Below are 21,374 nucleotides of genomic sequence, written 5' to 3' on the forward strand. Positions count from 1 at the left end.
CCCTGGCAAAGTAAAGGAGGAGGCGGCGGCGAAGGCCGACGCCGGGGGACATTTGCATAGGGGCCTGCCGGCCGCGGCGGGGCCCTCAACGCTCGCGGCAGATCCGATCGAAGACCGGGCGCTAAGCTTCTACGGCCCTGGAATGAAACGCTCCCTCAGATGGGAGCGGAACCAGAAAAGGGGCAGAGGAGGCAATGCCTCCCCTGTCCCGAGTGATCTTCGCTGTCCTTGAGGGCGCCCGGGCTGGCCGGGCACCCAACGCGCCGTCGCGGGCTACCAGGTGAAGCCGGCGCCAACACCTACCGAGCTTTCACTGCCGCTGGTGGCACCGCCCACCGAAGCGGAGAAGTGCTCGCTGAACCGCCGGCGGAAGGATGCGGCAAACGCGTTCTCGCCTCCGGACCAGCCTACCCCTGCGCCGAGGTAGTTTTCACCCACCTCCGGCATGCCCGAGCTCTGCACCAGTGCCGCGGTCATGGCGCCTTGGCGGCCGATGCGGCGGTCCATCTTGCGCAGGTGCTCGTCAATCCCATCGAGGCGAGCGTCCACGCCATCGAGGCGACCCTCAACGCCGGCGAAGCGATCATTCATGTCGGTGCGCAGCTGCTCCAGGTCCGCCGATGCGACGCCGCCGCCGGCACCCAGCAGGCTGATCTGCTGGTCGGTGTAGGTGTTGGCCGCAGTCAACGTGTCGCCGGCCGCCTGGTCGGTGTACGTGTTGGCGGAGGCGAGCGTGGTTGCGGCGGTGTCATTGAGCTGGCTGACGTTGACGGCGTCGGTGTCGTTGGTGCCTGCCGCCACGTTGGTGACCTTGCGTTCCGCCCCGGCGGCACCGACCGAAACCGTGTTGTCCTCGTCGGCGACCGAACCGGCACCGAGCGCCACCGAGTTGGCGGCAGTCGCGCTGGCGGCATTGCCCAGTGCGGTGCTGTCGGCACCGGAGGCGGTGGCGCCAGTGCCCAGGGCGCTGGCATTTGCACCGCTGGCGACCGAGTTCGAGCCGAACGCCATTGCATTGGCAGCGCTGGCCGCCGCGTTGTAGCCGACGGCGGTGGATGCAGCGCCGCTGGAATTGGCGCTGCGGCCGAGGGCGGACGAGAAGTCGCCGGACGAGCGGCTTGAGGCGCCCACCGCGGTGGAGTTGCCACCCGCAGAAATGGCATCGCTGCCTAACGCGGTGGAAGTGGCGCCGCTGGCGTTGGCCGCGTCACCGCAGGCGAAGGACCCGCCGGTGCCGGTAGCCGTCGGCGGTGCGGCGGCGCCGGTGGTGTCGCAGATCGACTGCGCAAAGGCGGACGAACTGCCCAGCGCGATGGCCAGCGCAAAGGCCAGGCGGGCGAGGGAGGGAACGCGGGCGGCGACGCGGGCCGCAGAGACAGACGAATGCAGGGAACGAGCCATGATCGAGGTCCTCGACGACGGTGCGGGCTGGCGCGTTCTGCGCGCCAGGCGACCGAGAGAATCCCCCGATTCCCCGCAGGCCCGGACCTGAAGCCCCCGTACCCTGCGTGTGTGGCGAACGTAGTCGGCGCTTTGTCATGGCAAGGTGAAAATGAGAAGGCCCGGGTGAGCCCGGGCCTGGAGCGCCAGCCTGCGCTGTGGATCAACCCGCCAGTTCGGGCTGGTCGCGTTCGATGCCGTACTTGCGCAGTTTCTCCACCAGCGTGGTGCGGCGCAGACCCAGCAGCTGCGCCGCATGGGCGACCACGCCCTGGGTGCGTTCCAGCGCTTCGTTGATCAGGGTCAACTCGATGTTGGCCATGTGGTTGCGCAGGTCCAGCCCGGCGTCGGGCAGCGCCGGGGCACGATCGGCTGCACCGGCGTCGCCGTTGGGTGCCGTGGCGCCACCCGTGGAAGGGGTGTGGAACGAAAAGCTGCGCAGGTCCAGGCGCTCGTCGGCCGGCGCGGCCGGTGCGGCCACCACCACCGGCGCCGCTGCAGCGAAATCGCCGCGATAGCGTGCCGGCAGGTCCTGCACGCGCACGTTGCCGGACGGGTGCAGCACGGCCAGGCGCTCGACCAGGTTGGTCAGTTCGCGCACATTGCCGGGCCACTCGTAGCTGGCCAAGGCCTGCAGTGCTTCGGCGCTGAAACGGACTTCGCCACGGCCGGTGCGGGCCAGCTGCCCGGCGATGGTGCCGACCAGCGCGGGCAGGTCTTCGCTGCGCTCGCGCAGCGCCGGCACTTCAATGGGAAACACGTTGAGGCGGTAGAACAGATCCTCGCGGAACTTGCCGTCGGCAATGCGCGATTCCAGGTCGCGGTGGGTGGCGGCGATCACCCGCACATTGCAGCGGATGGTCTGGTTGCCGCCGACGCGTTCGAAGCTGCGCTCCTGCAGCACGCGCAGCAGCTTGACCTGCATCGGCAGGCTCATGTCGCCGATTTCATCCAGCAGCAGGGTGCCACCTTCGGCCATTTCGAAACGGCCCTTGCGAGCGCTCAATGCACCGGTGAACGCGCCCTTTTCGTGACCGAACAACTCGCTTTCGAGCAGGTCGGCCGGAATGGCGCCACAGTTGATGGCCACGAACGGCCCATCGCGGCGCGGCGAACGCTGGTGGATGGAACGCGACACCACTTCCTTGCCGGTGCCCGACTCACCCAGCACCAGCACGGTGGTATCGAAGGCAGCCACCTGTTCGATCATCAGCCGCAGCGCGGTGACGGCGGCACCTTCGCCGGTCGGTCCCTGGTCCTGCACCGCACCGGCCTGGTGCTCCGCATCCAGGCGCTTGAGGCTGGCACGGCGCAGCAGGGCTTCCATCTGCGCATGGCGCAGCGGGGCTTCCAGCGGCCACACGTTGGCTTCGTGCAGGCCATGGCGCTGGGCGAAGCTGGACGCGTCGCCGTCGATCAGCATCACCGGCGGCGGCAGGGCGCCCTGGCCGGCCCAGGCGAACAGGGCTTCGCTGCGCGCGCCCGGTTCCAGGCCACCGATGATGACGGCCATCCAGTCGGTGGCGCGGTGGCGGGTGGTATCGAAGTCGGCCGCGTCGGCGATCCAGCGCGGGTTGAAGTCCATGAACTCAAGCAGGGCGACGGTGCGCTCGGCACGCACCGCATCATTGTCCAGCACCAGGATGCGCGACTCGCTCATGGGGCCGTCTCCTTCAAGCCCTCCAGGATCGGCATGACCTCCTGGATGTAGGACAGCTTGCTGACGAAGTTGTCGGCGCCGGCACGCAACGCGTGCTCGCGGTGCTCGACGTCGTCGAAGTGGCTGGCGATGACGATGTAGGGCGCGTCGTCCTGCGACTTGATCAGACGCGTCGCCTGCAGGCCGCCCATCTCCGGCATGGCCAGGTCCATCAGCACCACCTGCGGGCGCAGCGACTCGGAGCGCTCGATGGCTTCCAGGCCATTGGCGGCGCTGCCGATCACGTCCAGCCAGTCGACCTTGCGGAAGTGGCGCATGGCGGCGTTGATGAAGCCCTCGTGGTCATCGACCAGCAGGACGGTGAGCTTGTTCATGTCTTCCACTTCCTTCAGCCGACCCGGGCAAGTTGGGCCGGGCGGGCGTTGATGCGGCGGCGCTCGCGCGCCGGGGCGATATCCAGTTGTTCCCGGTATTTTGCAACGGTACGGCGGGCAATGTTCACTCCCTGGCGTGACAGAAGTCCCGCAATGGCCTCATCAGCCAGCGGCCGGCCGGCCGGTTCGGCGTCGATCAGGCGGCGGACCATGGCCTTCACGGCCTGCCCGGAGACGCTGGCGCCTTCCAGGCGCACGGCGAAGAAGTGCTTCAGCTCGAGGGTGCCGCGCGGGGTCTGCAGGTACTTGCCGGTGGTGATGCGCGAGACCGTGGACTCGTGCATGCCGATGGCGTCGGCCACTTCCTTGAGGGTGAGGGGGGCCATGGCCTCTTCACCGCGGGTCAGGAAGCCGGCCTGGCGCTCGATGATCACCCGGGTGGTGCGCAGCAGGGTGTCGTAGCGCATCGAGAGGCCACGGGTGAGCCAGCGGGCTTCCTGCAGCATGTCGCGCAGCGGCTGGGCGCTGTCGCCGGCGTCGCTCAACGCGTGCTCATAGCTCGGGTTGATGCTGAGGCGGCGGCTGGTGGCCGGGTTCAGTGCAACGCGCCACTGGTTGTCGGCATGCCAGGCGATCACATCGGGAATGACCACGCCGGTGCTGCCCGGCAGCAGGCTTTCGCCCGGCCGCGGCTGCAGCGACAGGATCAGCCGCACCGCTTCATGGATGTCGGCTACTTCGGCGTCCAGCTGCCGGGCCAGGGCGGGGTAGTCGTGCGCGGCCAGGTGCTCCAGGCCCTGGTCCAGTACGCGCTGGGCCAGATGGCGGGCCGGCACGCGGCCATGCAGGGTGTGCAGCTGGACCGACAGGCATTCGTGCAGGTCGCGGGCGGCCAGCCCGGCCGGGTCGCCGTGCAGGATGCGCTGGCGTACGGCCTCTACGCCGGCGGCGTCGATATCGGTGTGGGCGCTGGCCAGCAGGGTCAGCTGCTCCAGCGGCGCGTCCAGGTAGCCGGCGTCGTCGCAATGCTCCAGCCAGAAAGCGGCCACGGCCAGTTCGCGGTCATCCAGCTCCAGCGACAGGCGCTGCAGGGCGCGCAGCTGGGGATCGCTGGACTCGTCGGCGGCGATGCGCTGCAGGCGGTCGTCGTCACCGTCGTGCCAGCTGGCACCGGCCACGTCCCACATCGCCGTCTCGGGCAGTTCGTCGAACGCGGCCACGTCGGTGGTGGTGGTGGCGTCGCTGGTGTCGGCGGCGGTCTGCTCGGGGGCCTCTTCCAGCTCCAGCAGCGGATTGGTCTCCAACGCACGGCGGATCTCCAGCTCCAGCTGCATGCCATCCAGCTGCAACAGGCGGATCGACTGCAGCAGCTGCGGCGTGAGGTGCAGCTGCTGACCCAGCTGGGTCGACATCATCGGCTTCATGCGTTTTTCCCCGTCGCACCGACTCCCCGGTGCGTTCTGGAACACATCTTGCTTGTGATCCGGCGGGGGGGTAATCAGGGGGTTCCTGATAGGGGTCGTCAAGCTCCCGACAGCGTGTGGGGAGATTCCCTACCGTATTCCAGTTATTTGACGCTCTGTGCCGCGGAAGCCCTGTGTTTTCGTGGGCGGGCGGCGTGCTGCGGGTTCAAATTTCCGACGGAGGCCGAGTCTGAAGGCTTCAGGTGTCGGGGATTTGTCGCTCTATTCCAATTCGTGCTGGTGGCGGGCGGCCAGCAGGAGCAGGTCGTTGGCGCGGCGGCAGCCGAGCGACTCCATCATCCGCGCGCGGTGGGTCTCCACCGTCTTGACGCTGATGCCGAGGTCGGCGGCGATTTCCTTGTTGCTTTCGCCCTTGCCGATCTGGCGCAGGATCTCGCGCTGGCGGGGCGACAGCGCGGCAATGCCCACCGGCTTTTCGCGGCCCAGCATGGGCGCCAGCATCTTGGCCGAGATCTGCGGGCTCAGGAACACCTGGCCGGCGTGCGCGGCGCGCAGGGCGAGTTCCAGTTCCTGGGGCGCGGCATCCTTGACCACGAAGCCGACCGCTCCGCGGTCCAGGGCATCGCGCACGTGCACCGCGTCATCGTGCATGGTCATCATCACCACCCGGGTACCGGGGGCGCGCAGCAGGATGTCGCTCAGTGCCTCCAGGCCGGTGCGACCCGGCAGGGACAGGTCCATCAGGATGACGTCGGGCGAATGCTGGATGGCCATCTGCAGGGCCTGCTCGGCATTGCTGGCCTCTGCGGCGACGTCCACGTCGGCAAAGCCCTGGAGCAGGCGACTGAGGCCGGCGCGGACCAGGGTGTGATCGTCGACGATGAGAACGCGCACGGGCAGGGGGCATGTGAAGACAGGAAGTTCTTCACATTAACCGAGCGCGAGGCGCTAGCCAAGCGCCGTAGTGCCGGCCGCTGGCCGGCTCCGCACGGAGCCCAGCATCGTGCGGAGCCCGTAGTGCCGGCCGCTGGCCGGCTCCCCGGAACCCAGCATCGTGCGGAGCCGGCCAGCGGCCGGCACTACGCGGTAGCCCTGCATCGTGCGGAGCCGGCCAGCGGCCGGCACTACGCGGTAGCCCTGCATCGTGCGGAGCCGGCCAGCGGCCGGCACTACGCGGTAGCCCTGCGGGCTACCGCTGCCGGCGGGCGTCGGCGATCTGGCGGCGGTGCAGGCGGAACAGGTGGCGTTCGAGGGCCATCTCCAGCGCGTCGCTCATGGGCTCGAAGCGCAGCCACAGGAAGTAGGCGCCCGAGCCGTTGGCGGCCTCGGCCAGCACGGAGACCGGCAGGTCGATATGGTCGGGCAGCCAATCGCACGGCTGCAGGCGGATCAGCCCCAGGCTGCCGGGGGCGGCGCTGGTGCGGGTGCCCAGTTCCAGGCGGATGCCGCGCCGCGACCATCTCAGCGGGCGCAGGTCCAGGTCCTGGGTGCTCTGGCGGACCAGGCGGCCCAGCAGCACCATGGTGAGGTCCAGCTTGGCCTCCAGGCGCTGCAGCTGGAGGGTGCTCTCACCACGGTCGTCATGGCCGTCGTCGCCCCGGGAGTCCTCGACCAGGGCAACACTGCGCAGCAGGGTTTCGGCACTGCCGGGGCGGATCACCGCGCTGCCGAGGCGGAACTCCGCGGGCAGGGCGACTTCGCAGCTCAGCGTTTCATCGAACAGCTCGCTTTCGGCCGGATGATGGATGTCGCTGGGGCGAAGGTCGCTCATGTCAGTGATTCTGCCCGGAGGTAGGCGAGGGAGGCGCGAACGGCGCGTCGATCGGCGGTGAGATGGGTGGCCGCCTCGTCGCGGCGGGCGGCCATGCGGATGCTCACCTGCTGCTGGCGGGCGATCAGGCCGCGCAGGGAGCCGGCGTCGATGCGTGCATCGTGTTCGTCCAGGTAGGCCCGCACCTGCTCGTCATAGGCATCCATCAGCCGCTGGGTCAGGTCGTGGTCTTCACCCTCGACGGCGCGCGACAACTCGTCCAGCGCGTCGTGCAGGGGCTGCAGTACGTCGGTGGCGAGGGCGGCGTGCATCAGGCGCCTGCCGCAGCGGGCTGGCGCTGGTCGTGGGGGATGGCGTTCCAGGCGGCGTCGATCTCGGTCAGCAGCTGCAGCGATTCCTGCAGGGCGGCGGCATCGTTGTGCAGGTTGGCGTCGGTCAGGCGCTGCATGACGTAGTCGTACAGGGCCGAGAGGTTGCCGGCAATGTCACCGCCCGCTTCGTGGTCGAGCGAGCCGTTGAGATGGCCAACGATGGCGCAGGCCTCGCCGATCGCCTTGCCCTTGCGGGCCTGGTCGTTGCGCTCCAGGCAGGCTTCGGCCAGGCGGATGCGCTCGCAGGCGCCGGCCAGCAACATGGCCACCAGCTTGTGCGGGTCGGCATCGTTGACGGCGCTGGAAACACCGACCTTGCGGTACTGTTCTGCGTACTGACGGCTGGAACCGTACATTCGAAATTTCTCCTCTGGGCCAGCCCGCGCCACAGGGTGAGGTGGTGGGTGCTGCCATGAATATCGGCGGTGCGGTGCGGAAACTTGAGCGTTGCCGCGCGAGGACTCAGCTGCTGGTCTTTTTGGCCAGGGCCTGGGTCAGGCCGTCGCTGGTGGTCTGCATCTGGCTGACCATGGTTTCCATCGCGGTGAACTGCTTGGTGTACCGGTCGGTGACCTTTTCCATGCGCGCGTCGAGCGCGTCCAGGCGGCTTTCCAGGTCCTTGATCTGCTTGTTGAGCGAGTTGGTACGCTGGGTGAGCGTGCCGGTTTCCTTGTCCAGGTTGGACTTGATCAGCGTGTCCATGGGCTTGCCGATGGCGCCATCCTTGCCGAACAGGCGGGCGACGGCATCGGGGTCCTTGGCGATGGCGGTTTCCATCTTGCCGCTGTCGAGGGTCAGGGTACCGTCGGCGGCCATGGTCACGCCCATGTCCTTGAGGCCGTTGATGTTGCTGCTGAACTGGCTGCGCAGCTGCTGCTGGAGGCCGCGCACCATGGCGTCGCCGGTCAGGGCGGCGGCGGTCTTGCTGGTGGCGTTGTAGGCGCTGGTGGACTTCAGGGCGTTGTTGATGGCGTTGTAGGCGGCGACGAACGCGGCCATGTCGGTCTTCAGCGCGGTGTTGTCGCGGGTGATCGTCAGGGTCTGGGTCTTGCCCGCCTCGGTGCCTGCCTTGGTCAGGGTCAGGTTCACGCCGGGGACGATGTCGCTGATGGTGTTGGAGCTGGACGTGCGGGTGAAGCCGTCCACGACGACCACGGCGTCCTTGGGTTCGACGGTCTGGGTCATGCCGGAGCCGGCGGTGCCGTCGTAGTTCAGGGAATCGAGGCCGCCATTGCCGCCGGAGGCGGTGATGGTGACGGCGCCGGCCAGGCCGGAGTCGATGGCGCTGAGCATGAGATGCTGGCCATCGTCGGCGGTGATGACGCTGGCGCTGACCACTTTGCCGCCGGCCGCCTTGTTGATGGCGGCGGCGATGTCGCTGAGCTTGCTGTCGGCGTTGACGGTCACTTCGAGGGTCTTGTCGCCGTAGGCGATGGTCAGTTTGCCGTCACCGACGACGGCATCCTTGGCGAACGCGCCGGAGCTGAGCTTCTGGGCCTGTGCCAGGGATTTGACTTCCACCTGGTGGGTGCCGGCGGAGGCGGAGGCGGCGCCGTCGCTGGTGTCGATGCTGGCGGTGAAGTTGGAGTCGGTGATGGTGCTGGTCTTGAACGACGGTTTGTCGGCGTTCTTGATGAGGCTGGCCAGGGTGGTCTGCAGGTTGGTCATGCCGCCGGTCAGGGTGGCGAGAGCCGACAATTTGGCGGTGGCCGCGGTTCCGGCAGCATTGATCTGGTTTGCCTGGGGCTCGCGCTCCTTGGCCACGAGCTGCGCCACGAAGGAGGGGATGTCCAGGCCGGTACCAATCGAACCAATTGCCATGTCTGCAGTCCTGTCTTTGTAAGGTGGGCACGCAACCGCCTGCGCTTCCTGCAGGTGATATCGGCCCGGAACGGGGAGGCTTGAGCCGCAGGCACCGAAAGGTGCGCGCGGCGATGCCAGAGCAGCTGCAAGAGCCGTGCCAGAGCACCGCCGGAGCAAGGCAAGAGCTTTTGTCTGCCTGTGCTGCGGGGTTGGGCCGGCGGCGGTGGGTTTGCGGGACACGCCGTGAATACGTCCATGTAGGCTCGTAGAAAACATCCATGTTTTCTACGGTCCCGCAAACCCACCGCCGCCGACCCTGTGACAGGTGGCTGGTGGCCTATGAAAAAATACAGGCAACCGGCAATGACCCGGGCCGACCGGTGTATTGCTTTGGATATCAATGGCCACGTAACAATACGGGCCATTGGACTGCTTTAAATCTCAATGGGCACGTAACGGTGACGTAGTGCCACGCCGCGCCGCTTGACCGCCGGACGCCATTTCGATGAACGCGTCGCCACGCGCCCATGGACTATCCGGACCAACGGGGCATGATTCTGTTGCGTGGCAACCGCGCGAAGCGCGGCACAACCGTCCGAAACCGATACAACACCTCTGCTCATGATTCGTCCGGCGTTTAGACCCGCCGAAGCCGCCTGTCAGGCGTTCATGACCTCCGAACGAACAACGGAATCTTCGGAAACCAACCAGATACCCTGTCGACCCTCCGTCCGGCGTTCACCCCCAAACAACCCCATCCCACACACAACAAAAAACCCCGCTTTCGCGGGGTTCTTCGTTACACAGCCATCGCAGGCATCAACCCTGCAGCAGGCTCATCACGCTCGACGGCGACTGGTTGGCCTGAGCCAGCATCGCGGTGCCGGCCTGCTGCAGAATCTGCGTGCGGGTCAGTTCGGCGGTTTCCTTGGCGTAGTCGGTGTCGCGGATACGGCTGCGCGAGGCCGACAGGTTTTCGGAGGTGGTGTTGAGGTTGGCGATGGTGGAGGTGAAGCGGTTCTGGATCGCACCCATGTCGGCACGCGAGGAGTTCACGGCGGTCAGGGCCTTGTCGACGATCGACAGGGCCTGCTGTGCACCGGCCACCGAGGAGATGTCCAGGTCGCTGGCGAACTTGCTGGCCAGTGCGGCGCCGGCGGCGGCGGTGGTGGCGGTGTAGGCGGCCGGGGCGGTGGCACCACCGGTGTAGGTGCCGGCGGTCAGGCCGATCGCGTTGAAGGTGCCGGTGGCGCTGACGCTGTTCTGCACGGAGGTCAGGTTGACCTTGCCGGCGGCGCCGTCGACCGAGGCGTACACGCCGGTCTGGTCCATCTTTTCGTTGATCGCGGCGGTCACTGCGGCGACGGTGGCCTTCTGGGTGGCGGCGGAGTCGACGCCTGCTTTCACGTTGATGTCGGAAAGGGTGTAGGACTTGCCGTCGGCGCCGGTGATGGCCATGCCGGTGATCTTGACGTCGGCGTTGGCTGCTGCGGCGACGGCACCGACGGTGAAGCTGTTGCTGTCGAACTTGGCACCGCCGAGGGCGTTGGCGCTGGCATTGACGATGCTGTTGATGCCGATGGTCTGGCCCGAGTCGGCGCCGACCTGGAACAGGGCGCCGGAGAAGGAACCGTCCAGCAGTTTGGTGCCGTTGAAGTTGGTCTGGCGGGAAACGCGGTCGATTTCGGAGGTCAGCTGCTTGACTTCGGCGTTCAGTGCGTCGCGGTCGCTGTCGGAGTTGGTGGCGTTGGCCGACTGCACCGACAGTTCACGGATACGCTGCAGGTTGTTGCCGATTTCAACCATCGCGCCTTCGGCGGTCTGGGCAAGCGAGATGCCGTCGTTGGCGTTGCGCACGGCAACGTCCAGGCCACGGATCTGGGTGCTGAAGCGTTCGGAAATCGCGAGGCCGGCGGCGTCGTCCTTGGCGCTGTTGATGCGCAGGCCGGAGGACAGACGCTGGATCGTCGTGGCCAGGCTGGAGCCGCTGGTCGACAGGTTGCGCTGGGCGTTGAGCGACATCACATTGGTGTTGATGACTTGTGCCATTTTCTTGCTCCTGGTGGCGATGATGTCGCCGGGTGGTAGAGGTGTTTCCCCCTTGCGGGAGAGCCAAGCGATGTCGATCTGCCGTGGCTGAAATCAATAACGACCAGATGTCAATAACCTTTAATCGATAGGCGCTGAAAAACGTTGTTTGGATCACGTTTTGTAAGGCCGAAGCCGAAGCCGAAGCCGAAGCCGAAGCCTTGGTTTGCTGATGACGTCGCGTAGGGCCGGCGGCGGTGGGTTTGCGGGACACGCCGTGAATACGTCCATGGGGGCTCGTAGAAAACTTGCTCGTGTACGCAATCCTGCGTACACGGCAAGGCCGGGGTTGGGCATCCTGCCCAACCCGCCCGGCGCATGCGCCGGGCCCATGTTTTCTACGGTCCCGCAACCCCACCGCCGCCGACCCTTTGACAGGTGGCTGGTGGCCTATGACAAAACACAGGCAACCGGCAATGACCCGGGCCGACGGGTGTATTGCTTTGGATCTCAATGGCCACGTAGCAATACGGGCCATTGGACTGCTTTAAATCTCAATGGGCACGTAGCGGTGACGTAGTGCCACGCCCTGCGTGGCAACCGCGCGAAGCGCGGCACAAGCATCCGAAACCGATACAACACCGCTGCTCATGATTCGTCCGGCGTTTAGACCTGCCGAAGCCGCCCGTCAGGCGTTCATGACCCCGGAACGAAGATCAACGTAACCCGTCCAAAACCTATCGAACACGATCCTGGCCATCCGTCCGGCGCTCACCCCCAAACAACCCCATCCCACACACAACAAAAAACCCCGCTTTCGCGGGGTTCTTCGTTACACAGCCATCGCAGGCATCAACCCTGCAGCAGGCTCATCACGCTCGACGGCGACTGGTTGGCCTGAGCCAGCATCGCGGTGCCGGCCTGCTGCAGAATCTGCGTGCGGGTCAGTTCGGCGGTTTCCTTGGCGTAGTCGGTGTCGCGGATGCGGCTGCGCGATGCCGACAGGTTTTCGGAGGTGGTGTTGAGGTTGGCGATGGTGGAGGTGAAGCGGTTCTGGATCGCACCCATGTCGGCACGCGAGGAGTTCACCGAGGTCAGCGCCTTGTCTACGATCGACAGCGCCTGCTGGGCACCGGCCACCGAGGAGATGTCCAGGTCGCTGGCGAACTTGGTGGCCAGGGCGGCGCCGGCGACGGCGGTCGTCGGGGTGGCGGGGGTCGGCGCGGTGATGCCGGTCCAGGTGCCCGCGGTGACGGTGATGGCGTTGAACGTGCCGGTGTCGGAGACGCTGTTCTTGACCGAGGTCAGGTCGATCTTGCCTGCGGTGGCATTGACGGTCGCGTACACGCCGGCCTGGTCCATCTTCTCGTTGATGGCGGCAGCAACGGCGGCGGTGGCGGCCTTCTGGGTGGCAGCGGCGTCGACGCCGGCCTTCACCGAGATGTCCGACAGCGTGTAGGCGGTGCCGTCGGCGCCCTTGATGGTCATGCCCTTGATGGTCACGTCGCCGTTGGTCGCCGGTGCGCCGACGTCCAGGGTGCTGGTGTCGAACTTGGCACCGCCCAGGGCGCTGGCGCTGGCGTTGACGATGCTGTTGATGCCGATGGTCTGGCCCGAGTCGGCGCCGACCTGGAACAGGGCGCCGGAGAAGGAGCCGTCCAGCAGCTTGGTGCCGTTGAAGTTGGTCTGGCGGGAGACGCGGTCGATTTCCGAGGTCAGCTGCTTGACTTCGGCGTTGAGCGCTTCGCGGTCGCTGTCGGAGTTGGTGGCGTTGGACGACTGCACCGACAGCTCGCGGATGCGCTGCAGGTTGTTGCCGATTTCAACCATCGCGCCTTCGGCGGTCTGGGCCAGCGAGATGCCGTCGTTGGCGTTGCGAACGGCAACGTCCAAGCCGCGGATCTGGGTGCTGAAGCGCTCGGAGATGGCCAGGCCGGCGGCATCGTCCTTGGCGCTGTTGATGCGCAGGCCCGAGGACAGGCGCTGGATTGTGGTAGCCAGGCTGGAACCGCTGGTCGACAGATTGCGCTGTGCGTTCAGCGACATCACATTGGTGTTGATGACTTGTGCCATTTCCGTGCTCCTGGGTGATGCGGGTTGGGTAGGCTGCCTTGGGGGGCAGTGGGCGTTGTGCCCTGGTTGAAATCATTAACGACACGCCGGCGGAAACCTTTAGCCGGTGCAACAAAAAACCCCGCCGGAGCGGGGTTTTCGTGATCCACACCAGCGGCGGGGCTTAGCCCTGCAGCAGGCTCATGACGCTCGACGGCGACTGGTTGGCCTGGGCCAGCATCGCGGTACCGGCCTGCTGCAGGATCTGCGTGCGGGTCAGTTCGGCTGTTTCCTTGGCGTAGTCGGTGTCGCGGATGCGGCTGCGCGATGCGGACAGGTTTTCCGAGGTGGTGCCGAGGTTGGCGATGGTGGAGGTGAAGCGGTTCTGGATCGCACCCATGTCGGCACGCGAGGAGTTCACGGCGGTCAGGGCTTTGTCGACGATCGACAGGGCCTGCTGGGCACCGGTGAAGGTGGAGATGTTCAGGTTGCTGGCGAACTGCGCGGTCAGGCCGGTGGCGTCGGCGGTCGGGGTCGGCGCGGTCGGTGCGGTGGCGCCGGTCCAGGTGCCCATGGTCACGGCGATGGCATTGAAGGTGCCGTCGTCGGCGACGTTGTTCTGCACCGAGGTCAGGTCCAGCTTGCCGGCGGTGGCGGCATCGGTCGAGGCGTAGACGCCGGTCTGGTCCATCTTGGCGTTGATGGCGGCGGCGATGGCGGAGGCGGTGGCCTTCTGGGTGGCGGCGGCGTCGACGCCGGCCTTCACTTCGATGTCGTCCAGCTTGTACGACTTGCCGTCAGCACCCTTGATTTCCATGCCCTTGATGGTCGCGCCGGCATTGGTGCCCGGTGCGGCGACGGTGAAGGTGTTCTTGTCGAACTTGGCGCCGCCCAGCGCGCTGGCGCTGGCGTTGACGATGCTGTTGATGCCGATGGTCTGGCCCGAGTCGGCGCCGACCTGGAACAGGGCGCCGGAGAAGGAGCCGTCCAGCAGCTTGGTGCCGTTGAAGTTGGTCTGGCGGGAAACGCGGTCGATTTCCGAGGTCAGCTGCTTCACTTCGGCGTTCAGCGCCTCGCGGTCGCTGTCGGAGTTGGTGGCGTTGGCCGACTGCACCGACAGCTCGCGGATGCGCTGCAGGTTGTTGCCGATTTCAACCATCGCGCCTTCGGCGGTCTGGGCCAGCGAAATGCCGTCGTTGGCGTTGCGAACGGCAACGTCCAGGCCGCGGATCTGGGTGCTGAAGCGCTCGGAGATGGCCAGGCCGGCGGCATCGTCCTTGGCGCTGTTGATGCGCAGGCCCGAGGACAGGCGCTGGATGGTGGTAGCCAGGCTGGAACCGCTGGTCGACAGATTGCGCTGTGCGTTCAGCGACATCACATTGGTGTTGATGACTTGTGCCATTTCCGTGCTCCTGGGTACGAAGGTGATGCGGTTTGGTTGGGGTGCCTCGGGGGAGGCAGTGGGCGATGTGCCCTGGTTGAAATCATTAACGACACCCCGGCGGGAACCTTTAGGCCCGGACGTGCGTTTTTTCGTTTGTCAACAAAAAACCCCGCTTTCGCGGGGTTCTTCGTTACACACCCACCGCAGGCATCAACCCTGCAGGAGGCTCATCACGCTCGACGGCGACTGGTTGGCCTGGGCCAGCATCGCGGTACCGGCCTGCTGCAGGATCTGCGTGCGGGTCAGTTCGGCGGTTTCCTTGGCGTAGTCGGTGTCGCGGATACGGCTGCGCGACGCGGACAGGTTTTCCGAGGTCGTGTTCAGGTTGGCGATGGTGGAGGTGAAGCGGTTCTGGATCGCACCCATGTCGGCGCGCGAGGAGTTCACCGACTTCAGGGCATCGTCAACGATCGACAGTGCCTTCTGCGCACCGGCCACCGAGGAGATGTCCACGCCGCTGACGGTGTCACGGGCGTCGGCATCAGCGTCGGCCAGGCCGGCCATGGCCATGGTCAGGCCGGCGGCGTCAGTGGTGGCGGCAGTGAACTCGAAATCCTTGCCCGACTTCAGCGAGGTCAGTTCCAGCTTGCCATCCTTGTCCAGCGAGGCATACACGCCGCTCTGGTCCATCTTGTCGTTGATCGCGTTGACCAGCTTCTTGCTGACGTCGGCGGCCTTGTCACCCACGGCGACGTCCACGGCATCAATGGCGATGCCGTTGATTTCCATGGCGCTGACGGTGCCCTTGGCGGTAGCGGTGCCGGTGATCGGCGCCGCGGTCGAGGTCTGCTTGTCGGCGTACAGGCCATTGCCCAGCTCCGAGGTGCTGGCGTTGACGATGCTGTTGATGCCGATGGTCTGGCCCGAATCGGCGCCGATCTGGAACAGGGCACCGGAGAACGAACCGTCCAGCAGCTTGGTGCCGTTGAAGTTGGTCTGGCGGGAGACGCGGTCGATTTCCGAGGTCAGCTGCTTGACTTCGGCATTCAGCGCCTCGCGGTCGCTGTCGGAGTTGGTCGCATTGGCCGACTGCACCGACAGCTCACGGATACGCTGCAGGTTGTTGCCGATTTCGACCATCGCGCCTTCGGCGGTCTGCGCCAGCGAAATGCCGTCGTTGGCATTGCGCACGGCCACGTCCAGGCCGCGGATCTGGGTGCTGAAGCGCTCGGAGATGGCCAGGCCGGCGGCGTCGTCCTTGGCGCTGTTGATGCGCAGGCCCGAGGACAGGCGCTGGATCGTGGTGGCCAGGCTGGAACCGCTGGTCGACAGATTGCGCTGAGCGTTCAGCGACATCACGTTGGTATTGATTACTTGTGCCATTTATCTCTTTCCTGTGGGCAAGTTCCGGCCACGGCGTGCACCCGGAGTTGACGCAGAGACCGCATCCGTGGCGGATGCAGCTGTTGCAGGAGAGATAACGGCGGTAATGCCGGAGGCTTGAGAAAAAAACGCGGAAAACATCACCCGGTGGGGGTGATGGTCGGGGGTTGCGCGCATCCGGAACGGCTCCGGAATGCGCGCAACAGCCTGCAATGCGGGGCGTTAGACGCCCGGCGTGCGCGCTATGTCAGCGGATGGCGTTGAACAACGACATCTGCTGCATCTGGGTGAAAATGGTCTGCGCGGCCTGCAGGGAGATCTGCTCGAGCTGGTACTGGCCGATGGCTTCGGCGTAGTCCAGGTCGCGCATCGCGGACAATGTGGTCTTCAGGGTGACGCCGTTGGCATCGCGCAGCGCGCCGGCATCGTCGATGGCCTTCAACTGGGCACCGCCGGCCGCACGCGCGTCGATGAACTTCTCCGAGGCGCGGGCGACGTCGCGGATGCCGGACTGCAGGATGTTCTGCTGGCGGGCCACGGACGTCGGGTCGTCGGCGGCGTTGTCGAGGGCGGTGATCATGCCGTCGAGCGTGGCAAAGATGTCGCGTGCGTCGGCCGTGCCGATGCCGAAGCTGTCGCCGGTCTTGGGTTCGCCCTCGATCCGCATGGAAACGCCGGCGAAGGTGATGTCATCGCCGGCCTTGAACGCACCGGTCTTGACCACCGTATTGCTGGCATCCACCACTTCGTAGGCATCCGGGCCGGTGAAGCGCAGGGTGTAGCTGGCGCCGTCCCAGTTGCCCGAGGCCGGGTCGCGGCCGAAGGTGGTGAGCACGCCGGTGCCGGTGTTGGTGGTGGCGGCGCTGCCGTCCAGGGTGCCGTCGCCGGTGCGGATGCGCAGGAAGATCTCGCTGCCGGGCAGGGCGTCCTTGACGAAGGTGTCCGGTGCCACTTCCACCTGGCGCTGGGTCTGGTCCCCGTTGTAGGTGACCACGCCATTGCTGAGCTTGAACGGCGCATCGGCGTCGTCGGTGCCGCCGAACAGGTAGCGGCCGGTGCCGTCGGTGCTGTTGGCCAGCGACAGCAGGCCGTCACGCACGCTTTTCAGCTCGGAGGCGATCGACTTGAGGTCGGCCGCGGACAGGGCCGGGTTGTTGGCCTGGATGGTCAGCTCGGTGATGTGGGCCATCATGTCGCCGGCCTGGGCCAGCGCGTTTTCCTGCAGGCCCAGACGGTTCTGCACCACGTCGCCATTGCGGGCGAAGCGGTCCAGCTCGGCCACGGCGCGGTCCAGCCCCACCGCGGTACCGGCCGCGACCGGGTCGTCCTTGGCGCTCACCAGCTTCTTGCCCGTGGCCAGCTGCTGTTCGAGGTGGTTCATCTTGCTCTGCTTGGCCATCATCATCGAGATGGACTGGTTGAACATCATCCCGGTCGAGATTCGGTTGTTCATCGCGAAACGGCTCCGAGGATGGTCTGGAACATGGTGTCGGCAGTGGAGATCAGCTGCGACGCGGCCTGGTAGGCCTGCTGCAGCTTGAGCATGTCGGCGGCTTCCTCGTCGAGGTTCACCCCGGACACCGAGTCGCGCGAGGCCTGCGCCTGGTCGGTGATGACCTGCTGGGCCTGCAGCGAGTAGTCGGCCCCACGCGCGGCCGAGCCGACCAGGGTGGTCAGGCCGCCCAGTGCGCCGTTGAGGGTGACGGTACCGGCGTTGAAGGTCTTGGCGTCCTCCACCTTCGCCAGCAGCAGGGCATTGGTGTTGTCGCTGGAGCCGGCCGGGGTGGGGCTGATGTTGAAGCTGTCGCCGAGCTTGGGCGCACCATCCAGCACGAAGCTCCAGCCGTTGGCGCTGATGGTCTGGCCGGCCGTGTAGGTGAACGGCCCGGTGCCATCGACGGTGTACTCGGTGGCGCTGGTGAACACGATCGCGGCCGGATTGCGCAGGTTCGCATTGGCGTAGTCGGTCACCGCCACGCCGCTGACCTTGCCGGTGCCGGTGTTGGTGAGACCGGCCGCGGCCTTGACGGGAGCGGCGGCGGCGATGCGCGAGGTGTCGGTGATGGCCACCGCCAGCGTGCCGGCCACGCCGGCGGTCGGCTGCAGCAGGAAGCGGTCGTTCTGCGCCGGGGCGCCGGACATCACCAGTGACACGCCGTTGAGGACCAGCGGGTCGGCCGCGGTGCCGGTGCCGGTCATCGGCACCGCAGCGCCGGTATCGGCACGGGTCGCCTGCCAGGTGCCGGCGTCGAACTTGAGCACGATGTTCTGGCCATCCAGCTTGGACAGGTCGCCGAAGCTGGCGCTGAAGCTGGCCGACCCGGTGTTGCCGGTATTGCCGGTCACGCGCGGGCTGCCGTAGCTGAAGAAGTCCGCGCCCATGTTGCCGTACAGATCAACGCCCTGGTGATGGGTCTCGTTGAAGCTGCTGGCCAGGCCCACGGCGAGCTTGCCCAGCTCGGCCTGGGTCGGGGTGAGCACGGTGGTGCGGAATTCGAGCAGGCCGCCGATCTGGCCGCCCAGGCTCTTCGGGTCCAGGGTGATCTTCTGGCCCTGGGTCTCCATCGCCAGCTGCAGCCGTTCGGGCTGGTAGGGGTCGGTGACGGTGGTGACCTTGCTGGCGGTGGTGCCCACCACCACGGCCTGGCCGCCGGCGGTATAGACGTTCATGAAGCCGCCGTCCTGGATCACCGCGGTGCCGCCGGTGTAGCCGATCAGGTTGGCCACCAGCTGGTCGCGGCGGTCAAGCAGGTCGGGCGCGGCAGTATTCGCGTTGCTGCCGATGGCGCCGTTGAGCTGGGCGATCTCGGCGGCCAGGCGGTTCACTTCCGAGGCGCCGGCGATCAGGCCGTTGTTGACCTCGCCGTTGAGCGTGTTGAGGCTTTCGTTGAGCTGCTTGAAGCGGCTGGCCAGCGTGCCGGCGTTGTCGAGCAGGTTCTGCCGGTCGGCGGTGCCCGAGGCGTTGGACGACAGGCCGCTGACCGAATCGAAGAAGTTCGACCACACGCCCGATACATTGGTGGCGGTATCGGAGAACAGCGAATCCACGCGATCGGCCAGGGTGGACAGCTGCTTCAGGCGTGCCAGTTCGCCGCTGCTGTCGAGCAGGCGCGAAATCGCCAGCTGGTCGGCCACGCGGCGCACGTCGGTGATGCGGGTGCCGTTGCCGATGTCGCCATACCCCAGGTTCTGTGGGGTGGCGGTGGCGAAGTCCACCTTCTGCCGGCTGTAGCCGGGCGTGTTGATGTTGGCGACGTTATGGCTGGTGGTCGCCAGGGCCCGCTGGAAGGCGAGCAGGGCGCTGGTGCCGGTGGAAAGTACGGACATGGGTTACCTCAACGACGGATTGCCCCCAGCCCGGCAGGGCTGGCGGTGCTGGCAAAAGTGCGTCCCAGGCGCTGGCTGGCATCGCCCACGGCGGCGATGGCGCGCTCGATGGTCGGGCCGCCGGCGATCGCGGCGATCTTGGCCGCGTAGCTGGGGTCGGTGGCGTAGCCGGCTTTCTGCAGGCCCTGCGCGAAGCCGCGGACATCGCCGCCGGCCTGCAGCGCGTTCTGATAGCGCGGGCTGTTCTTGAGCAGCTTCACATAGTCGGCAAAGCTGTCGCTGACCGAGGTGTACGCGCGGAAGCTGGCGGTTTCGTTGCGGCGCACGCCATCGACGTACTCATGGGTGCCCGTGGTGGCGCGCTCGCCGCTCCAGCCGCTGGCCTTGATCCCGAACAGGTTGTGCGAGCTGCCGCCGCCATTGCGCTGGATGAGCTTGCGGCCCCAGCCGGTTTCCAGTGCGGCCTGGGCGACCAGCGCCTTGGCGTCCACACCCAGTTCGCGTGCGGCCTGCTGGGCGTGGCCCCAGATGCTGGCCACGAACCCTTCCGGGGTGTGCGGGCCGAGCTGGGCGGCGGCGGTGCTGCCGGCCAGCGTGTCCACCGCGGTCGGTGCCGCAGCGGAGGCGGTGGCGCCCACCTCCCGCCAGCGGTCATCGGCCATGGCCCAGTTCTGGGTGGACGGATCGGCGGCGGGCAGGGCACCGTAGGGATCGCTGCGGCCGATCGCCTCGTGCATCTGGCTGCTTTCGCGGCCGGCGATCAGGTCCAGCGCGCGTTCCATCGGCTGCAGGACGGCCGCGGGTTCACCGCCGCCCAGCTGCTGCAGCAGGTTCACTTCGCTCGGCGCGGCCGCCGGTGCGCTGCCGGTGGGCAGTGCGATCGGCGCTGCGGCCGGGGCATTGAGCCGGTAGGCGCGCAGCGCGGCCGCCGGGTTGAGGCTGGTGTCGGTGGGCTTGGCGGTCTCGCCGTCGCCGCCGCCGAGCTGGCGCGAGATCATCGCCGACAGACCCAGGCCGCGGCCACGGGTCATGGCTTCAGCGATCTTCTGGTCGTACATGTCGCGGAACATCGTGTTTTCGCCAGGCATGAGCGAGTCGCCGAAGCTGGCATCACGCATGCTCTTGACCAGCATCTGCGCGAACTGGCCTTCCAGCTGGCGCGCCACCTTGTCGACCTTGGCCGGGCTGTTGGCCTGGGCAGGGTTGAGCTCCAGGGACGGTTGGATGCGCATCAGATCACCTCGAGTTCGGCACTCAGCGCGCCGGCCTGCTTGAGGGCTTCCAGGATCGCGATCAGATCGCCCGGGGCCGCGCCGACCGCGTTCACCGCATGCACGATCTCGTCCAGCGTCGTACCGCCGGTGAACTTGAACATGCGGCTGCCGTCGTTGGTGGCGGTGATGGTCGACTGCGGGCTGGCCACGGTCTGCCCACCCGCAAACGCGTTGGGCTGGCTGACATTGGTGTTCTCGTTGATGGTCACCGTCAGCGAGCCATGCGAGATGGCGGCAGCGCCCACCCGCACCTGCGAGCCGATGACCACGGTGCCGGTACGTGCATTCACGACCACCTTGGCCGGCGCGGTGCCGGGGGTGAGTTCGAGGTTTTCGATGCGGGCCAGCAGGCCGATGCGGGCGCCGGGGTCGTTGGGCGACTGCACCGCCACCGTCACGCCGTCCACGGCGCGCGCCGCGCCTTCGCCGAATGCGCTGTTCAGTGCCGTCACCATCCGCGACACCGTGGTGAAGTCGTTCTTGTGCAGGTTCAGGGTGATTTCGCCGCCGGCGCTGAACACGTCGGGCAGGGCGCGCTCGACGGTGGCGCCGCCGGGGATGCGGCCCACGCTGGGCACGTTCACCGACACGCGCGAGCCGTCCTTGCCCTGCACGCCGAAGCCGCCGACCACCAGGTTGCCCTGGGCGATGGCGTAGACCTGGCCGTCGGCACCGCGCAGGGGCGCCATCAGCAGCGAACCGCCGCGCAGCGATACCGCGTTGCCGATGGAGGAGACGGTGATGTCGATTGGCTGGCCCGGCTTGGCGAACGGCGGCAGCTCGGCATGGATCGCCACGGCGGCCACGTTCTTCAGCTGCGGGTTGACGTTGGCCGGCACGTTCACGCCCAGCTCGCCGAGCAGGTTCTTCAGGCTCTGTACGGTGAAGGGCGCCTGGCTGGTGCGGTCGCCGCTGCCATCCAGGCCCACCACCAGGCCGTAGCCGACCAGCGCGTTGCCGCGCACGCCGCCGACCTGGGCCAGGTCCTTGATGCGCTCTGCCGAAGCCGAAGACATGCAGAGCAGGGACGCAGCAATGACGTAGATCCACGCCCTGCGTGGATTCGCGGAAATCATCGAAAAA

The 21,374-nt window shown here is 66.9% G+C and carries 17 protein-coding genes; all 17 read right to left on the reverse strand.

Annotated elements, in window-relative coordinates; translation table 11 throughout:
* Window positions 1-273: 273 nt before the first annotated feature.
* The gene (locus tag AC3ITN_RS09360; RefSeq protein ID WP_489392755.1) at window positions 274-1,401 is read right to left on the reverse strand and encodes a YadA family autotransporter adhesin; all 1,128 of its coding nucleotides are present in this window, start codon (window positions 1,399-1,401) and stop codon (window positions 274-276) included.
* Window positions 1,402-1,603: 202 nt separating this feature from the next.
* The gene (locus AC3ITN_RS09365) at window positions 1,604-3,100 is read right to left on the reverse strand and encodes a sigma-54 dependent transcriptional regulator (RefSeq protein ID WP_313349016.1); all 1,497 of its coding nucleotides are present in this window, start codon (window positions 3,098-3,100) and stop codon (window positions 1,604-1,606) included.
* Complete coding sequence (locus AC3ITN_RS09370; RefSeq protein ID WP_313349018.1) at window positions 3,097-3,474, reverse strand: response regulator; 378 nt, start codon at window positions 3,472-3,474, stop codon at window positions 3,097-3,099. The genes AC3ITN_RS09365 and AC3ITN_RS09370 overlap by 4 nt, the downstream gene beginning before the upstream one ends.
* 14 nt (window positions 3,475-3,488) lie before the next feature.
* On the reverse strand, window positions 3,489-4,898 hold the full coding sequence (gene rpoN, locus AC3ITN_RS09375; RefSeq protein ID WP_489392756.1) for an RNA polymerase factor sigma-54: 1,410 nt from the start codon (window positions 4,896-4,898) through the stop codon (window positions 3,489-3,491).
* 261 nt (window positions 4,899-5,159) lie between these two features.
* Window positions 5,160-5,792, reverse strand: a complete 633-nt coding sequence (locus AC3ITN_RS09380; protein ID WP_313349024.1) for a response regulator — start codon at window positions 5,790-5,792, stop codon at window positions 5,160-5,162.
* A 295-nt stretch (window positions 5,793-6,087) separates the two neighbouring features.
* A complete protein-coding gene (locus tag AC3ITN_RS09385; RefSeq protein ID WP_313349025.1) occupies window positions 6,088-6,669 on the reverse strand; it encodes a PilZ domain-containing protein in 582 nt (193 codons plus the stop codon).
* On the reverse strand, window positions 6,666-6,980 hold the full coding sequence (locus AC3ITN_RS09390; RefSeq protein ID WP_313349026.1) for a hypothetical protein: 315 nt from the start codon (window positions 6,978-6,980) through the stop codon (window positions 6,666-6,668). The genes AC3ITN_RS09385 and AC3ITN_RS09390 overlap by 4 nt, the downstream gene beginning before the upstream one ends.
* Window positions 6,980-7,396 (reverse strand): flagellar export chaperone FliS, encoded by a 417-nt coding sequence (gene fliS / locus AC3ITN_RS09395; protein WP_313349028.1) that lies wholly within the window; start codon window positions 7,394-7,396, stop codon window positions 6,980-6,982. The genes AC3ITN_RS09390 and fliS overlap by 1 nt, the downstream gene beginning before the upstream one ends.
* A gap of 106 nt (window positions 7,397-7,502) precedes the next feature.
* Window positions 7,503-8,861, reverse strand: coding sequence for a flagellar filament capping protein FliD (gene fliD, locus AC3ITN_RS09400; protein WP_313349030.1), 1,359 nt, complete (start codon window positions 8,859-8,861; stop codon window positions 7,503-7,505).
* Between the two features lie 801 nt (window positions 8,862-9,662).
* The gene (locus AC3ITN_RS09405) at window positions 9,663-10,892 is read right to left on the reverse strand and encodes a flagellin (RefSeq protein WP_489392757.1); all 1,230 of its coding nucleotides are present in this window, start codon (window positions 10,890-10,892) and stop codon (window positions 9,663-9,665) included.
* A gap of 831 nt (window positions 10,893-11,723) precedes the next feature.
* Window positions 11,724-12,944, reverse strand: a complete 1,221-nt coding sequence (locus AC3ITN_RS09410) for a flagellin (RefSeq protein WP_489392758.1) — start codon at window positions 12,942-12,944, stop codon at window positions 11,724-11,726.
* Between the two features lie 163 nt (window positions 12,945-13,107).
* On the reverse strand, window positions 13,108-14,325 hold the full coding sequence (locus AC3ITN_RS09415) for a flagellin (protein WP_489392759.1): 1,218 nt from the start codon (window positions 14,323-14,325) through the stop codon (window positions 13,108-13,110).
* Window positions 14,326-14,517: 192 nt separating this feature from the next.
* Window positions 14,518-15,690 (reverse strand): flagellin, encoded by a 1,173-nt coding sequence (locus tag AC3ITN_RS09420; protein ID WP_489392760.1) that lies wholly within the window; start codon window positions 15,688-15,690, stop codon window positions 14,518-14,520.
* Window positions 15,691-15,937: 247 nt separating this feature from the next.
* A complete protein-coding gene (gene flgL, locus AC3ITN_RS09425; RefSeq protein WP_489392761.1) occupies window positions 15,938-17,143 on the reverse strand; it encodes a flagellar hook-associated protein FlgL in 1,206 nt (401 codons plus the stop codon).
* Complete coding sequence (gene flgK / locus AC3ITN_RS09430) at window positions 17,140-19,017, reverse strand: flagellar hook-associated protein FlgK (RefSeq protein ID WP_313341871.1); 1,878 nt, start codon at window positions 19,015-19,017, stop codon at window positions 17,140-17,142. The genes flgL and flgK overlap by 4 nt, the downstream gene beginning before the upstream one ends.
* Before the next feature lie 8 nt (window positions 19,018-19,025).
* Window positions 19,026-20,249 (reverse strand): flagellar assembly peptidoglycan hydrolase FlgJ, encoded by a 1,224-nt coding sequence (gene flgJ / locus AC3ITN_RS09435; protein WP_489392762.1) that lies wholly within the window; start codon window positions 20,247-20,249, stop codon window positions 19,026-19,028.
* Window positions 20,249-21,307 carry a flagellar basal body P-ring protein FlgI gene (locus tag AC3ITN_RS09440; protein ID WP_313341866.1) on the reverse strand — a complete coding sequence of 353 codons (1,059 nt, stop codon included), beginning with the start codon at window positions 21,305-21,307 and terminating at the stop codon, window positions 20,249-20,251. The genes flgJ and AC3ITN_RS09440 overlap by 1 nt, the downstream gene beginning before the upstream one ends.
* Window positions 21,308-21,374 lie beyond the last annotated feature (67 nt).

It is taken from the genome of Stenotrophomonas sp. KH_036_B (assembly GCF_057839485.1).

What these genes read in the sequence shown, in the direction of transcription:
- AC3ITN_RS09415 (WP_489392759.1), bottom strand. Translation starts at nt 14,325, where the DNA reads ATGGCACAAGTCATCAACACCAATGTGATGTCGCTGAACGCACAGCGC.
- AC3ITN_RS09360 (WP_489392755.1), bottom strand. Translation starts at nt 1,401, where the DNA reads ATGGCTCGTTCCCTGCATTCGTCTGTCTCTGCGGCCCGCGTCGCCGCC.
- AC3ITN_RS09440 (WP_313341866.1), bottom strand. Translation starts at nt 21,307, where the DNA reads ATGTCTTCGGCTTCGGCAGAGCGCATCAAGGACCTGGCCCAGGTCGGC.
- AC3ITN_RS09420 (WP_489392760.1), bottom strand. Translation starts at nt 15,690, where the DNA reads ATGGCACAAGTAATCAATACCAACGTGATGTCGCTGAACGCTCAGCGC.
- AC3ITN_RS09370 (WP_313349018.1), bottom strand. Translation starts at nt 3,474, where the DNA reads ATGAACAAGCTCACCGTCCTGCTGGTCGATGACCACGAGGGCTTCATC.
- AC3ITN_RS09385 (WP_313349025.1), bottom strand. Translation starts at nt 6,669, where the DNA reads ATGAGCGACCTTCGCCCCAGCGACATCCATCATCCGGCCGAAAGCGAG.
- flgJ (WP_489392762.1), bottom strand. Translation starts at nt 20,249, where the DNA reads ATGCGCATCCAACCGTCCCTGGAGCTCAACCCTGCCCAGGCCAACAGC.
- fliS (WP_313349028.1), bottom strand. Translation starts at nt 7,396, where the DNA reads ATGTACGGTTCCAGCCGTCAGTACGCAGAACAGTACCGCAAGGTCGGT.
- AC3ITN_RS09390 (WP_313349026.1), bottom strand. Translation starts at nt 6,980, where the DNA reads ATGCACGCCGCCCTCGCCACCGACGTACTGCAGCCCCTGCACGACGCG.
- flgK (WP_313341871.1), bottom strand. Translation starts at nt 19,017, where the DNA reads ATGTCCGTACTTTCCACCGGCACCAGCGCCCTGCTCGCCTTCCAGCGG.
- rpoN (WP_489392756.1), bottom strand. Translation starts at nt 4,898, where the DNA reads ATGAAGCCGATGATGTCGACCCAGCTGGGTCAGCAGCTGCACCTCACG.
- fliD (WP_313349030.1), bottom strand. Translation starts at nt 8,861, where the DNA reads ATGGCAATTGGTTCGATTGGTACCGGCCTGGACATCCCCTCCTTCGTG.
- AC3ITN_RS09365 (WP_313349016.1), bottom strand. Translation starts at nt 3,100, where the DNA reads ATGAGCGAGTCGCGCATCCTGGTGCTGGACAATGATGCGGTGCGTGCC.
- AC3ITN_RS09410 (WP_489392758.1), bottom strand. Translation starts at nt 12,944, where the DNA reads ATGGCACAAGTCATCAACACCAATGTGATGTCGCTGAACGCACAGCGC.
- AC3ITN_RS09405 (WP_489392757.1), bottom strand. Translation starts at nt 10,892, where the DNA reads ATGGCACAAGTCATCAACACCAATGTGATGTCGCTCAACGCCCAGCGC.
- flgL (WP_489392761.1), bottom strand. Translation starts at nt 17,143, where the DNA reads ATGAACAACCGAATCTCGACCGGGATGATGTTCAACCAGTCCATCTCG.